Annotated in this window: 14 protein-coding genes; 2 read left to right on the top strand and 12 right to left on the bottom strand. The window is 58.4% G+C overall.

The window, feature by feature from the left end; genetic code table 11:
* Nucleotides 1-24 precede the first annotated feature (24 nt).
* From rpsO to K8I01_00090, 9 genes are all read right to left on the bottom strand, one after another.
* The gene (gene rpsO, locus K8I01_00130; GenBank protein MBZ0218826.1) at nt 25-291 is read right to left on the bottom strand and encodes a 30S ribosomal protein S15; all 267 of its coding nucleotides are present in this window, start codon (nt 289-291) and stop codon (nt 25-27) included.
* A gap of 200 nt (nt 292-491) precedes the next feature.
* The gene (gene truB, locus K8I01_00125; protein ID MBZ0218825.1) at nt 492-1,226 is read right to left on the bottom strand and encodes a tRNA pseudouridine(55) synthase TruB; all 735 of its coding nucleotides are present in this window, start codon (nt 1,224-1,226) and stop codon (nt 492-494) included.
* 42 nt (nt 1,227-1,268) lie between these two features.
* Nucleotides 1,269-2,255: a bifunctional oligoribonuclease/PAP phosphatase NrnA gene (locus K8I01_00120; protein ID MBZ0218824.1), complete on the bottom strand. Its 987-nt coding sequence runs from the start codon at nt 2,253-2,255 to the stop codon at nt 1,269-1,271.
* A 51-nt stretch (nt 2,256-2,306) separates the two neighbouring features.
* Complete coding sequence (rbfA, locus tag K8I01_00115) at nt 2,307-2,663, bottom strand: 30S ribosome-binding factor RbfA (GenBank protein ID MBZ0218823.1); 357 nt, start codon at nt 2,661-2,663, stop codon at nt 2,307-2,309.
* Nucleotides 2,664-2,729: 66 nt separating this feature from the next.
* Nucleotides 2,730-3,017, bottom strand: coding sequence for a DUF503 domain-containing protein (locus K8I01_00110; GenBank protein MBZ0218822.1), 288 nt, complete (start codon nt 3,015-3,017; stop codon nt 2,730-2,732).
* A 209-nt stretch (nt 3,018-3,226) separates the two neighbouring features.
* Nucleotides 3,227-5,668, bottom strand: coding sequence for a translation initiation factor IF-2 (infB, locus tag K8I01_00105; protein MBZ0218821.1), 2,442 nt, complete (start codon nt 5,666-5,668; stop codon nt 3,227-3,229).
* Nucleotides 5,669-5,895: 227 nt separating this feature from the next.
* A complete protein-coding gene (locus K8I01_00100) occupies nt 5,896-6,162 on the bottom strand; it encodes a YlxR family protein (GenBank protein MBZ0218820.1) in 267 nt (88 codons plus the stop codon).
* Nucleotides 6,155-7,468: a transcription termination factor NusA gene (gene nusA, locus K8I01_00095; GenBank protein ID MBZ0218819.1), complete on the bottom strand. Its 1,314-nt coding sequence runs from the start codon at nt 7,466-7,468 to the stop codon at nt 6,155-6,157. The genes K8I01_00100 and nusA overlap by 8 nt, the downstream gene beginning before the upstream one ends.
* Nucleotides 7,469-7,502: 34 nt before the next feature.
* Nucleotides 7,503-7,967 (bottom strand): ribosome maturation factor RimP, encoded by a 465-nt coding sequence (locus K8I01_00090; GenBank protein MBZ0218818.1) that lies wholly within the window; start codon nt 7,965-7,967, stop codon nt 7,503-7,505.
* Nucleotides 7,968-8,466: 499 nt separating this feature from the next.
* Here K8I01_00090 and K8I01_00085 point away from each other — a divergent pair, with 499 nt between their 5' ends.
* Together K8I01_00085 and K8I01_00080 are read left to right on the top strand one after the other, a co-directional pair.
* A complete protein-coding gene (locus tag K8I01_00085) occupies nt 8,467-9,159 on the top strand; it encodes a BON domain-containing protein (GenBank protein ID MBZ0218817.1) in 693 nt (230 codons plus the stop codon).
* 63 nt (nt 9,160-9,222) lie between these two features.
* On the top strand, nt 9,223-9,846 hold the full coding sequence (locus tag K8I01_00080; protein MBZ0218816.1) for a hypothetical protein: 624 nt from the start codon (nt 9,223-9,225) through the stop codon (nt 9,844-9,846).
* A 65-nt stretch (nt 9,847-9,911) separates the two neighbouring features.
* On the opposite strand, the gene K8I01_00075 is transcribed toward K8I01_00080, so the two are convergent.
* From K8I01_00075 to K8I01_00065, 3 genes are all read right to left on the bottom strand, one after another.
* Nucleotides 9,912-10,454, bottom strand: a complete 543-nt coding sequence (locus K8I01_00075; protein MBZ0218815.1) for a peptidylprolyl isomerase — start codon at nt 10,452-10,454, stop codon at nt 9,912-9,914.
* Nucleotides 10,455-10,556: 102 nt separating this feature from the next.
* Nucleotides 10,557-12,038 (bottom strand): HD domain-containing protein, encoded by a 1,482-nt coding sequence (locus K8I01_00070; GenBank protein ID MBZ0218814.1) that lies wholly within the window; start codon nt 12,036-12,038, stop codon nt 10,557-10,559.
* Nucleotides 12,035-13,558, bottom strand: a 1,524-nt coding sequence (locus tag K8I01_00065) for a hypothetical protein (protein ID MBZ0218813.1), incomplete at its 5' end; no start/stop codon positions are given. The genes K8I01_00065 and K8I01_00070, both read right to left, overlap by 4 nt.

The raw sequence follows: 13,558 nt of genomic DNA, 5'->3' as shown, positions 1-13,558 counted from the left end.
GAACGCGCCGCCCCCAACCGTCCTTTATCTCCTGAGACCGAGCTTTTCGATTATGCCCTTGTAGCGCTCGATGTCCTTCTTCTTGACGTAATCAAGAAGACGCCTCCTCTGACCGACCATCTTGAGGAGGCCCCTCCTCGAATGGTGGTCAGCCTTGTGCGTCTTGAAATGCGAGCTCAGGCTGTTTATCCTCTCGCTTAAGAGCGCTATCTGCACCTCGGGCGAGCCCGTGTCCTTCTCGTGCGTCTTGAAGGACGTTATGATCTCCTGTTTCTTTTCGGTAGCCAGCATCTGAACTATTTACTACCTCCTTTCTCTCATGACTGAATGGGTATGAACTGACTCTCAGGGGCTGAAAGCATGAGAGCATTCCGGCAATTCAAAGGGGTCATCCTCTTTAAGCCGTGCCGCGTTTTTCCGGAAAGCCCGGCCCGCGTGCGGCGTAGGGCAAATCGATAGTAACACCTCTCTTCAAATAAGAAAAGCAAAATCTATACTTCAGGGCCATGAGGCCCGGCCTCGGCCTCGGCCCTCTTCAGTGCCTCATCGAGCGGTATTATCCTCTTCGCCAGCTCCTCGGCCGCAATCTTCGGGTGCGCCGCCTCGTCTATGCGGAAAGCCCCCGATCTGGTCCTCCGGAGGGCCTGAAGGTGCGCCCCGCAACCGAGCCTTTCGCCCAGGTCGTGGCATATGGACCTCACATAGGTCCCGCCGGAGCAGACGGCCCTGAATTCCAGAACGGGGAGGTCCAAGGCCGTGACCTCAAGCTCGTGGACCGTTACCTCACGGGCCTCCCTCTCGACAGTAACACCCTTTCTCGCGAGCTTGTAAAGGGGAGTGCCCTTGCTCTTTATGGCCGAGTACATGGGCGGGACCTGGCTTATGCGGCCCCTGAAGCCCCCTATAGCCTTTTTGATTTCCTCGCCAGTAAGGCCCGCGACACCCGGCGCCCTTACAACACTGCCTTCGCTGTCGTAGGTGTCAGTCTCCTCGCCGAGCTTGCAGGCAGCCAGATATTCCTTCGAGCCCGCGCCAAGGCTCGCCGCGTATTTTGTCGCGGAGTCCAGGACCAGCACCAGCACGCCGGTCGCGATGGGGTCCAGTGTGCCCAGGTGCCCCACTTTCCTTGCCTTGAGCTTCCTTTTTACGTGCTGAACGACGTCATGCGAGGTCCAGCCCTGGGGCTTATCTATTACCAGGACGCCGTTATACCCTGCAGAAAGCACCTTCACGCCTTTATATGCAACCGCGTCCGCCAGGCCTGCGTGTCATACCCTGCCGAATTCGCCTCTAAGGGCCTCTATGACCCTGGCCTTCACGGCCTCGAGGCTTCCCTTCAGCATGAACCCGGCGGCGTTCCTGTGGCCGCCGCCTCCGAACTGCATGGCGACCGCCGAAACGTCAAGCCCGCCCTTGGAGCGGAGGCTCACCTTGTACTCGAGCTCTCCTGCCTCCCTGAAGAGCACCCCGGCCTCGACGCCCTCTATGCCCCTCGCGTAATTGACGAACCCGTCGGCAAGGTCCTTCTCCGCCCCCGACTTCCTGAACATCTCCTGGGTGACGACGAGGATTGCGGCCTTGGCGTGCCCGCTCCCGTTAAGGTCAACCACGTCGAGGGTTGAGAGCACCATGCCGAGGAGCTTGTATTTCCTTGCCGGGTGGTTCTCGTAGACACGCTTGGAGACCTCCCAGGGGTCTGCGCCGAGCCTCACGAGCTCGCCCGCCTTGATGAATGATTCAGGAGTGGACGAGGAATAGTGGAAAGAGCCGGTGTCCGTATGTATCGCCACATACAGGTTCACGGCCACCTCTTTTGTGATCGGGAGGGATACGGCCTTGCAGAGGTCGTAGACCATCTCGCCGGCGGCGCTCGCGCCAGGCTCTATCACGTTAAAATCCCCGAAGGAGTCGTTCGTAGCGTGGTGGTCTATATTAATCACCTTCCCAGGCTGCTTGAGCCCGACAAAGCCCTTGCCGAGCCTCTCCTTCTGACCGCAGTCCACCGCAAAGGTAACATCGAACGGCCCCGCGCCTTCAAGGCTGTGTACGATCGTATCCGCGCCGGGAAGGAACTTGAAGAGTTCCGGGACCGGGTCCTCGAGATAGGCGACCGCCTCCTTGCCGCCCGCCCTCAGGGCCAGTGCAAGCCCCAGGAGGGAGCCTATCGCGTCGCCCTCCGGGCTTACGTGCGATACCACCAGAAATTTTTTCGCCTTCTCTATTTCCGGCTTTAAATCGTCAAACCTTTTGTCCATGTCCCTGGTCTTTAGCGGGCCTTAAGGCGCCGATGATTCGACGGTAGCCCCTTAAAGGTCCCCTCCCTTTTTCATGTCCCTTATCATCCTCTCAATCTTTTCCGAATATTCGAGCGACTCGTCGAAAAGGAAGGTGATTTTAGGAATATGCCTCAAATCCAGCTTTTTTGCAAGGTTTCTCCGGATGTACCCGCTCGCGCTCTCAAGCCCCTGCCGGCTCTTTTCCCTGTCCTCCGGTGAGCCGAGCTGGCTAAAGAATATCCTGGCCTCCTTGAGGTCCGGCGTGAGCTCGACCTTGGTGATGGTCACGAAACCTATTCTCGGGTCCTTTATTTCGCCGTAAAGGACCATGGAGGCGACCTCCTCTTTTATGAGGTCGGCCACCCGTTCGGAACGCTTGTAGCTCATGGAAATCAGGTGTCCTTTGGAAGATATAGGAACAGGGATTAAAGCCGGTAGACCGGAATGCCCGTTCTAAATATTAATCATCTCGATGGTCGAGTCAGTGACCTCGGCAAGGTGCAGCCCCTCTATGAAGGAAAGCGTCTTGTCGAGGACCGAGTTGACGAAGGCCTTGTCGTTCCCCACGGCGGCTATCCCGATAGTGGCCTTCTGCCACGAGTCGTTGTCGGCCACTTCCGCGATGGAGACGTTGAACCTGTTCTTCACTTTTCCGATCACGCTCTTGATCGCCTGCCTCTTGTCCTTCAGAGACCGGCTTTCATGCACAATGAGCGTAACCCTCGATACCCCGATTACCATTGCGCTCCGGCCGCGTGTATTTGCCGGTTCCGGCGAAAAAGGCCCGGCATGCCTCTGTCAGGTTGCTGAAACTCAAAAACGCATCCAGGCTGCTCAAAAAGCTCAAGATGCAAGGAGTCGAAAAATGAGGAACGAGGCGTACTTTACTTGTACGCCGGAGTTGCCAATTTTAAAAGACGACACCGCGCAGATTGGGCTATTGAGCAGTGCTATAGCTTGGCGGCCTCTTCCTTGAGGACATACAGTTCTATGACATCGCCTACCTTGTAATCGTTATAGCCTTCTATGGTCATGCCGCACTCGAACCCGGAGGCGACCTCTTTCACGTCGTCCTTGAAACGCTTGAGGGACGAGAGCTTGCCGTCGTATATGACGACGTTGTCCCTTACGAGCCTGGCCTTGGCCCCCCTTACGGCCTTGCCGTCGGTCATGAAGCATCCGGCGACGTTTCCGACCTTGGTTATGCGGAAGACATCGCGGATGGCCGCCCTTCCCAGCACCTCTTCCCTGACGACCGGCGAGAGCATGCCCTCCATAGCGGCCTTTATCTCGTCAACGAGGTTGTAGATGATGTCGTAAAGGCGGAGGTCGACGTTCTCGCGCTCGGCAAGGGCCTGGGCCTTTGCGTCCGGCCTGATGTTGAAGCCTATGACTATCGCGTTGGAGGCGGCGGCGAGCATGACGTCTCCCTCGTTTATGCCGCCAGCGGCGCTGTGGATGACCTTTATCTTGACGGCCTCGGTCGAAAGCTTGCCGAGCGTCTCCTTCACGGCTTCTATCGAGCCCTGGACGTCCGCCTTTATTATGAGGTTAAGTTCCTTGACCTCGCCCTTGTTTATCTTGTCGTAGAGGTCGGTAAGGCTCACCTTTGCGGTCTTAAGCCGCTCCCGTTCGACACTCTTTCTTTCCCTTATGGCGGCTATCTGCTTGGCAGTGGCCTCGTCCTTTACCGCGACGAAGGTATCCCCGGCAAGCGGAACCCCGGAAAGGCCCAGTATTTCGATAGGCATCGAGGGACCCGCGCTCTCCACGCGCTTGCCCCAGTCGTTTATCATGGCCCTTACCCTGCCGTAGTGCATGCCGGTGACGATTGCGTCCCCTACTTTAAGCGAGCCGTCCTGTATAAGGACCGTGGAGACCGGGCCGCGCCCCTTGTCGAGCTTCGCCTCGACGACTATGCCCCTTGCCGGGGAGTCCGGGCTGGCCTTCAATTCCAGCACCTCGGCCTGGAGGAGTATCATCTCGAGAAGCTCTTTTATCTTTATGCCCTTCTTGGCCGAGACCTCGACGAATATGGTGTCCCCTCCCCATTCCTCGGAGACGAGGCCGTATCCCGTAAGCTCCTGCTTTATCTTCCCGGAGTCGGCCTGGGGGAGGTCTATCTTGTTGATGGCGACTATTATCGGGACCCCGGCGGCCCTGGCGTGGTTTATGGCCTCGACCGTCTGGGGCATTACGCCGTCGTCCGCCGCGACGACCAGGATGACCAGGTCCGTAGCCTTCGCTCCCCTGGCCCTCATGGCGGTAAACGCCTCGTGGCCCGGCGTGTCGAGGAAGGTAACGTCCCCCTTGTCGAGGTGCACGTGGTATGCGCCTATGTGCTGGGTTATGCCGCCCGCCTCGCCGCTTACGACGTTGGTCTTCCTGATGGCGTCGAGGAGAGAGGTCTTGCCGTGGTCGACGTGTCCCATGACAGTCACTACGGGGGCCCTGGTTATGCGCTCACCTTCCGGGGCCTCGACCCCGGCTTCCATGAGGTTCTCTTCGAGGACAGCGGTGCTCTCGACCTCGTGGCCGTATTCCTGGGCTATGAGCGTGACCGCGTCCAGGTCAATGAGCTGGTTGACGGTGGCCATTATCCCGAGACCCATCAATTTCTTTATTATCTCGCCCGCCTTTACGCCAAGCTTCTGCGAAAGGTCGGCAACGCTTATGGCGTCGACTATCCTTATGACCCTCTTGGCGGCCTTCGGGACCGTTATCTCGGTCTTCTTCATGGGCCTGGCCTGGGACGATGCCTTTTTCGCGTCTCTCTGATACCTGTCCTTCTTCTGGGGACGCCTTGAGAAAAACTTCTTAAGCTCAGGCTCCTTCTCGAAGACCTTCTCCTTCTTGACGGAAGGCTGGGCAGCCGACGGTGCCTCTGAAGGCGCTGGCGCGGCCTCGGCCTGGACTTCGGGGGCGGCCGTTTCCGTGGGCTCCGGAGCGGCGCCTGTAAGGGCAGCCTTCTCAAGCTCCTCCTCCACCGTTAGCTCGGCGAGTATCTCGGCTGCGGATTTTTCCTTGACCTTTCTAGCGGCCGTCTTCCTCGGGGCCTCTTTCTTCTCGTCTGCCTTGCCCCTGCCCCTTACGGGCCTGCCCTTTTTCTCGTCCTTTTTCTCGTCCTTGGCTTTCGGGGCTGCGGGGGCTGTGGCCGCCTCAGCCGCTGCGGGGGCTGCGGCTTCAGGTTCCCTGGCCGCCTTTGCAGGCTGAGGCTGCACTTCCGCGCCTGCCGCCGGCTTCGTTTCTTCAGCCTTTGCCTCCGGGGCTGCCTTTTCAGGCGCAGGTGCGGGCTTTGGCGCGGTCCTCCTTCTTATTACCGAAGGCTTTATCCGCTTCTCAACGACCTCTCCGCCCTGCTGGATCTCTTTTTCTTTTTCTTTTTGTGTCATTTTCCTCGCCCAAAGATTATTGCCAGGACTTTTGCATCCGGTCTCCGGATGCAATGCTCTTAAGTTTTAGAAGGCTGCTGAAAAAGTCCATCTGCGTCGTTGCCTTCGTCGCTCGTCACTGCGGCGTACACGAAAGTACGCCTCATTCCTCGCTCCTCGACGCCTCGCATCTGGAGCTTTTTGAACAGCCTGAATAAAAACGGAGTTTTTCAGCAAGCTGTTATACCTTAGCCGGTCTCGCCGGCCGCGCCCTTTATCTCATTCCATAAAACGTCGGCGGCCGGGACGGATGGAACCGACCTCAATGCCCTATGAAACGCGTTCTTCTTCAAAGCCGCCTTGAGGCAGGCCTCGTCCGGACATATGTAAGCCCCCCTGCCACCGAGCCTTCCCGGAAGGTCAGGCCTTAGCCGCCCCTCCCCGTCCAGCGCGAGCCTTACAAGAGAGGACTTCTGAAGGACCGACCTGCAGCCCAGGCACGTCCTATCAGGCATTACCCTTCTCGGAGCGCTCGGAGACGGCGCCGAGCACCGCCTCGATATCCTCCTCGTCAAGCCCCTCTATCTTCTCAAGCTCTTCCCTCGTCACATGGGTAAGGCTGTCGGCGCTTACGTATCCCGCGGCGGCAAGCTTGGTTGCCAGTTCGGGGGAGAGGCCAAGCGTTTCACCGATATCGCTTGCGGCGGCCGCCCTCTCGCGGTCTTCCCTTTCCCCGGCCGCCTGGACCTCTTTCCGGAGCGCCTCCTCGGGGGAGAGCTTCTCCTTTATCCCCTTGGACTCGCTCTCCGTCCGTATGTCTATCTTCCAGCCCGTGAGCTTGGCCGCAAGCCTTACGTTCTGCCCTTTCTTCCCGATCGCGAGAGAGAGCTGGTCGTCCGGGACTATGACCTCCATCGCGTGCTCCTCGTCGTCGACGATTACCCTCGATATCTGGGCAGGCGAAAGGGTGTTCTTCACGTATATGGCGGGGTCGTCGGACCAGTGGACTATGTCTATCTTCTCGCCCTTCAATTCCTGCACGACGGCCTGCACCCTGGAGCCCTTTACGCCCACGCAGGCGCCGACCGGGTCGACGTCGGAGTTATGCGATACCACGGCTATCTTCGCCCTGTCTCCCGGCTCCCTGGCCGCGCCCTTTATCTCGACTATGCCCTCGTATACCTCGGGGACCTCCATCTGGAAGAGCTTGATTATGAACGCCGGGTGCGTCCTCGAGAGGGTTATCTGCGGGCCCCTGGCCTCTACCTTGACCTCGAGTATCACGCCACGTATCCTCTCGCCCTGCCTGTAGCCCTCGCGCCTTACCTGTTCCTTTTTGGAAAGGAGCGCCTCGGCCCTGCCGAGGTCCACGATTATGTCGCCCTTCTCGAACCTCTGGACTATGCCGGTCACGATCTCGCCGCGCTTGGACGAGTACTCGTTGTAGACTATGTTCCTCTCCGCCTCGCGGACCTTCTGTATGATAATCTGCTTCGCGGTCTGCGCGTCTATGCGGCCGAACTCCTTGGAGTCGAGCTTGACGCCCAGGCTGTCGCCGAGCGCGGCCTCGGGGTCGAGCTCCCTGGCGTCCTCGAAGCTTATCTGCGTGTCGGGGTCCGTAACTTCCTCGACCACTTCCTTGAAGAGGAAGAGCTCTATCTCGCCCATCTCCTCCTGGTAGTGCGCCTCTATGACCTTGTTCGGGCCGAACCTCTTTTCGGCGGCCTTGAGCATCGCGGACTCAAGCGCCTCGATGAGGATGTGCTTGTCGATCCCCTTGTCCTTGCCGACCTGGTCGATTATATTGGCCAAGTTTAGCATCTAAAAAATCCTCCGGATTCCATCTTGAAATTTTTCAAATCTCTATTTCCAGTCTCGCTTTTTCGATATTAATGACGGCTATCGTGAACTTCCTGCCGTCGAAGTCGGTTACGAGCACCTCGCCGTCCCTGGCGTCGTCTATAAGGGCCTTGAAGTTCCTTCTGCCCTCGATGGGCTCCCTTGTTTTTATCCTGGCCCTCTTGCCCTTGAACCTTGAAAAATCCGCTTCTGTCTTAAGGGGCCTGTCGAGCCCCGGAGATGAGACCTCGAGGTTGTAGCTCTGCGGTATCGGGTCCTCGACATCGAGGATGGCGCTCAACTCCCTGCTTACGCGTTCGCAGTCCTCGACCGTTATGCCGCCCGGCTTGTCTATGTATATCCGGAGGACCCTTCTGCCGTACTCTGAGGTGTATGAAACGTCCACGAGCTCAAGGCCGAAGCCCTCCGCAACAGGCCTGGCGAGTTCCCTTATCCTGTCCTCGACGCCTTCCGGCTTCAACCTGCCTCCGACCCCTTGCGGCGAGCCGCTAAAATACGGAACGCCTGGGAGAACTTCCTCCCAAACAAAAAAAGTGAGCAAAGGCCCACTTTAGATGTAAGAGGGTTTTTAATTAAATACAATTTAACACACAATAACGGCCTTTGCAAGGCCAAAATTGAGGTTTTTTCGAGCCGAATCATGGCATTCCGCTGACCGGGGCATTGCGCGTCAGTGGACGCGCAATGCCCCAAATACCGCTTGTTAAAGGGGGTTTGCTCTGCTATACTCAACAGCAATTTTAAATTTTAGCTTTAGCATCGGCTATAGCGACCGCCCGAGCGAGCCGGACCGGAGATCACTAAAAGGAAAAATCCAAAATCTCACTCAGGCTGCTCAAAAAGCCCACGGTGCAAGGAGCCGAAAAATGAGGAGTGAGGCGTATTTTCCCTGTACGCCGGAGCATCCAACTTTGAAGACGACTCATTCAAGGGCTTTTTCAGCAGCCTGATAAAGCATAATGACCCCGAAAGAAAACACCCCCAACGACATAGCGAAGGCCGTAAAGGCTCTTCTCGTAAACGAGCTTCACCTCGACCCCGCAATCCACCCGGTCGAGGTGAGGACCGAAAACGGCTCCGTCCTCATTGAAGGAGCAGTCGAGAAGATAGCCCAGAAAAAGAGGGCGCTCCTTTTCGCGATGGGCTTCGAAGGCGTCTCCGGAGTGATAGACAGGCTCCGGGTGCGGCCCTCGGTCCACATGTCCGACGACGAAATACGGGACCATGTCGAAAGGGCCCTTTCAGAGGAAAGCGCCCTCAAGGGCCTCCGCATCGAGCCCGAGGTGAACGGGGGTGTGGTGGACCTCGAGGGCGAGGTCTGGTCCTTGAGCCACAAGCGCCTTGCAGGCGCGCTCGCGTGGTGGGTGCCCGGCTCGACGGACGTCATAAACAGCATAGAGGTCGTGCCGGCGGAGGCCGATTCGGACGATGAAGTGAGCGACGCGATAAGGCTCATACTCGAAAAAGACAGGCTCGTCGACGCCTCGAGCCTGAGGGTCTTCACAAGGGACTGGGTCGTCACCCTCGAAGGCGTCGCGGCAAGCACGGAAAGCAGGGAGGCCGCAGAGGACGACGCATGGTTCACCTGGGGCGTAAACGGAGTAATAAACAACATAATAGTGGACGCGGCCAGCATACACAAGCTGCCCTGAAAACCCGCATACCTTTATTTGCAGCAAAAAAACACCTAATCTACGACGGAGGCTTGGCTTAAGATGGCAAAGAGCGCGGGCAAAAAGCCCGGGGCGAAAAAAAGGACAGGGAAGATACGGATTACCGAGGTTGACACCAGGATAGCCGAGCATAACGGCCTCTTCGACGAGGGTTGCTACGGGTGCGCCTGCAAGGACGAGTGCTGCGGCTGGGGCTGCGACGTTGACTACGCGACCTACAAGCTCATCCTGAAATACAGGGCCCTTATCGAGCCCCTCATCGGGGCAAAGGTCGAGGACTGCTTCTCGACCGAGCTTAAAAAGGACGACGACTACATCGGCGGCTCGTTCAGGGAGACCGCCGTGAGGAAAAAGGACGACCTTTGCGCCTTTCACCTCAGGGGCTCAAAGGGCTGCTCGCTCTTCTATCTCTGGGCCACCGAGGGGCTGCCGAAGAGGATAGTGCCGACCATATGCAGGACCTATCCCATCACGTGGCACAGGGGCAGGCTCTTCATCGATACGCCCCTTAAGAAGAACTGCAAGGCTAAGGAGAAGGTCCCCAGGGGCGTGAAGGTGCCTTCCCTTTTCGAGACGCAGAAGAAGGAAGTAAGGGCGCTCTTCGACATAGCGGAGAAAGAACTCAGGAAATTGAAGCCGAAGCCGAAGACAAAACAGAAAAAGTAAAAAACAAGAAAAGGCCCCGTAAGGGGCCTTTTCTTCTCACCGACTCTATCCAGTTCAGGAAAACCCTACTCAACCACCCTCACCTTCATCTCGACCCTCTCGTTCGGGAGGTCCCTGGGGTTCCTCGGAAGGTTCACTATCTTGTCCGCGACCTCCATGCCCTTCGTGACCTCGCCGAAAACCGTATACTGCCCGTCGAGGAAGTTCGAGTCCTTGACCACTATGAAGAACTGGGAGCCGGCGCTGTCCGGGTGCTGGGCCCTTGCCATGGACAATACGCCCCTCTTGTGGGGCCTGTCGTTGAACTCGGCTTTGACGTGCCAGCCCGGCCCGCCCGTGCCGTAGGTGCTCTTGTCGGCCCCCTTGGTGTTGGGGTCGCCGCCCTGGATCATGAAGCCTGGTATCACCCTGTGAAATATCGTGCCGTCATAAAAACCCTCCCCGGCGAGCTTGAGGAAGTTCTCAACGTGCCCTGGCGCGACTTCCGGGAAAAACCTCAACTCCATATCGCCGTACGTGGTCTCGATTACGGCCCTTTTCTCTTTTGCCTCTCCCATCCTCTTACCTGCTCCTTCCTTTGCGTTTATCAAGGCAGGCAAGGCCGCCATGATCATTATGACAAGTGAAACCAAAAGAAAGCGTCTCATAATCCCCTCCGGTCTCGTTATTACGGAAATACAGTAAACCCCAACAGTGCACCGTTGTCAACATTAATGGGGCTTGCGCTTGAGCCAATCCCTTATGTGCTTCAACGCCTCTTTCCTGTTCCTTATCTCCCCCTTCTCGACCCCTTCGTTAAGCTCGCGGATAACCTCCCCCACTATCGGCCCCTCCTCGACCCCGAAGGCCTCCATTATCTCGTCCCCCGTAAGGAGGGGCTTCGGTTTTTTCCTGGAGTACGGCCCAAAATAGAAGTCCAGCATTTCCATGACCACGGAAAAGAGTTCCGGGTCCTCGCCGCCCCTCGTGGCCCGCGCGTCCGCAAGGGCGAGGCAAAGCAGAAGCAGGCCGCCTGAGTCGCCCGAAGCCCTGAAGAAGTGCCCCTTTGCGCGGTAGCTCCGCTCCTTGAGGCCGGCTAGCATGAATACCCTGTGGTGGTTCGCCACAAAGGAAGAAACGACGTTGGAGGTTTTCCTGCTGAACCTGAGCCTTTCCAAAAGGCCCTTTACCGCCTCAGCGCCTCTGGTATCGTGCCCGATGAAGCGGAGCCTCCCCTCCTCCCTGGACAGGGCCAGCGGCTTTCCGGTATCGTGAAAAAAAGCCGCGAGCCTGAGGATCGCATGGTTTGGCAGCTCCCCTTCGCGCCCGGAAAAATATTCCCTAAGCCTTTCGGAGAAGCCGGGGAACGCCTCCTCTGTCATTTTCGCGAGGATACTCTCAGCCTCTCTTAAAGCCGCAAGGGAATGGGAAAGGAGGTCATACCCGTCCACGTCAGGCCAGCCGCTTATCTCAGGGATTATCGTATTTACCAGCCCCGTATCGTAGAGGAGGCTTATCCCGTTTGCGGTCCCGCTGTTTGCGAAAAGCGCCTTGAACTCGTCCCTTATCCTTTCCGGAGAAGACCTTTCAATAAGCCCGGCCTTTTCCCTTATGAGGTAATAGGTACCGTCCTCAACGCGGAGACCGTACTGGCTTGAAAGGCGCACTGCCCTGAGCATCCTAAGAGGGTCGCTATCGAAGGCCCCGGCTGAGACCGCCTTCAATACCCCGGCCCTTGCGTCGTCAAGCCCGCCGAAGGGGTCCATGAGCTTGCCATTTCCCTCGAAGAGGCTACGGAGATCGACTGCCATCGCGTTCACTGTGAAGTCCCTCTTCGCGAGGTCCTCCTCTATTCCGCCTGGTGAGAGGGGCGTGAAATCGAGTGTGGCCGCGCCGTCGCCCTTGACGACCACCCTGTACGCGCCCGCCTCCTCGTCGAGGGCAAAGGGGGTGCCCCCGAAGCTCGACGCCGCTTTCTTTGCGAACGCGGCTGTATCGCCCATGACGGCAAAATCATAATCGGGCGCGGCCGGGGCTGAAAGCGCAAGGTTCCGGAGCACGCCTCCCACGAGCCAGACCCGGGCCTCGGCTGCCGAGAAGACCCCTTTCACTACCCTGTCGTTCGCTAGCGAGGCGAGGCCTTCGAAGTGCCTTAAAAACGAACGGGCCGAATCGCTTCGGCCCGTCCCTTCCATTTCTTCGTTTCCGCTCACAGGAGCTCCACTTCCAGGAGCCCGTCTTCGAGCGGCATGAAGGGCGGCGGGCTCGAACGCGCCTGCATGTTGGTCTTGACCTTGTCGGCTACCTCCCTGAAGGATGGCGCGAGCTCGTGTATGCCCTTGAAGAGCTCCTCGGCCTCTTCGGTCTCGCCGGCAGCCTCGTAAGCCAACCCAAGCTCGTACATCATGCCTATCCGTTCCTCTATGGAGCGGCCTTCGACCTTGATGCCTTTAAGATAATATGTCACTGCCTCCTGCGGCTCGCTAAGCGCCATCGCGCAGAGGCCGAGCCTCGTATAGCAGTTGAATTCGAGGCGCGGGTCCTTAAGCGCTATCTTGAACTCCTTCGAGGCCTCGAAGAAGAGCTCCATCTCCATGTAGGCTATGCCGAGGTTGTAGTGCGTCTCGGAGTCTTCCTTGCTGAGCTGGTTGCCTATGCCGCTCTTGAACTCGTCGAAGGTGTCCTTCTTTTCCTCGCTCCCCCATGAGCCGGCAAGGTCCGTAAGCGCCTCTTCCATGCCGAGCTCTGCGGAAAGGTCGACGTAGTCTTCTTTCTTTGCCGCCGCATCCCCCGCCTCGGGCTCGATCTTCTCCATGAGCTCCTTGATGGCGGAGGAGATGTCCTCCTGCGACTCCTCGAAATCGCTGAACGCCTGCTCTTCCGGCCGGGGAAGGCCTGCAGCCTGGGCCCCGTCGTCCTCGTGCGGGGGCGCGGCCTCGCCAGGTTCTTCGTCAATGACCTCCGGCTCCGGCGCTTCGGCGGCCTGGGGACCTGCTTCGTCTGGCGCGGGCTCGGCATATTCCTCGTTTGCCTCAACCGGCGTAAGCGCTTCCACTGTGACCGGGGGTACTTCGCCGGCCGCCTCGACAGCATCATTGCCTAGGGCTTCGGCCTCGATTACAGTCTCCGGCAGGACCTCCTGAGGGGGCTCCTCCGAAGCGCTCGGGGCTTCGTTAATAGCAGCTTCCCCGGAAACCGCCTCCTCAACCCCTTCCTCGGACATTACATCTATTTCAATTTCCTCTTCCCCGGACCCGGCTTCAAACGGCCCGCCGGAAGAAAGCGTTTCCTCCGGCTCTGAATCGGCTTCGGAAGTAGGCGCCACGGCCTCTTCCTGCTGTGCAGCTTCGATTTCAATCTCGATTTCGGAAGGAATTCCAGGACCGGCCTCGGAAAGTATCCCCTCGGATGCTGCAGCTGGCAGCTCTCCTTTAAGGAGGTCTTCGATATCAATTTCAACCTCGCCAGGCCCGGCCTCGATGCCCGCGGCGGGCGACGGCATATCATCCGCGCGAACCGGAGCAGGCGGCTCATCCGGAGTCTCTTCCACGGATGAAGGGACTGGCTCTATGGCGGCATCAGCCTCGATCTCGGCCTCATTGACTTTTGCCTCTTCAAGGCCCTCGACGGTGACCGCTATCTCCTCCTCGGGCCAGGAAATCAGCTCGGCCTCGTCCGATACCGCTTCAACGGGGGAACCGGCCTGTTTACCACCTGCTTCCGGGCCCTGCCC

The sequence above is a fragment of the Deltaproteobacteria bacterium genome, assembly GCA_019912665.1.
In the GTDB taxonomy this organism is placed as follows: Bacteria; Desulfobacterota; GWC2-55-46; order GWC2-55-46; family GWC2-55-46; genus UBA5799.
Note: the sequence above shows the minus strand (reverse complement) of the source record. Positions and strands in the feature narration are given on the sequence as shown.

Bases quoted from the DNA above. Each gene is read 5' to 3' on its own strand.
- rpsO (MBZ0218826.1), bottom strand. From the start codon at position 291: ATGCTGGCTACCGAAAAGAAACAGGAGATCATAACGTCCTTCAAGACG.
- K8I01_00120 (MBZ0218824.1), bottom strand. From the start codon at position 2,255: ATGGACAAAAGGTTTGACGATTTAAAGCCGGAAATAGAGAAGGCGAAA.
- rbfA (MBZ0218823.1), bottom strand. From the start codon at position 2,663: ATGAGCTACAAGCGTTCCGAACGGGTGGCCGACCTCATAAAAGAGGAG.
- K8I01_00110 (MBZ0218822.1), bottom strand. From the start codon at position 3,017: ATGGTAATCGGGGTATCGAGGGTTACGCTCATTGTGCATGAAAGCCGG.
- infB (MBZ0218821.1), bottom strand. From the start codon at position 5,668: ATGACACAAAAAGAAAAAGAAAAAGAGATCCAGCAGGGCGGAGAGGTC.
- K8I01_00100 (MBZ0218820.1), bottom strand. From the start codon at position 6,162: ATGCCTGATAGGACGTGCCTGGGCTGCAGGTCGGTCCTTCAGAAGTCC.
- nusA (MBZ0218819.1), bottom strand. From the start codon at position 7,468: ATGCTAAACTTGGCCAATATAATCGACCAGGTCGGCAAGGACAAGGGG.
- K8I01_00085 (MBZ0218817.1), top strand. From the start codon at position 8,467: ATGACCCCGAAAGAAAACACCCCCAACGACATAGCGAAGGCCGTAAAG.
- K8I01_00080 (MBZ0218816.1), top strand. From the start codon at position 9,223: ATGGCAAAGAGCGCGGGCAAAAAGCCCGGGGCGAAAAAAAGGACAGGG.
- K8I01_00075 (MBZ0218815.1), bottom strand. From the start codon at position 10,454: ATGGCGGCCTTGCCTGCCTTGATAAACGCAAAGGAAGGAGCAGGTAAG.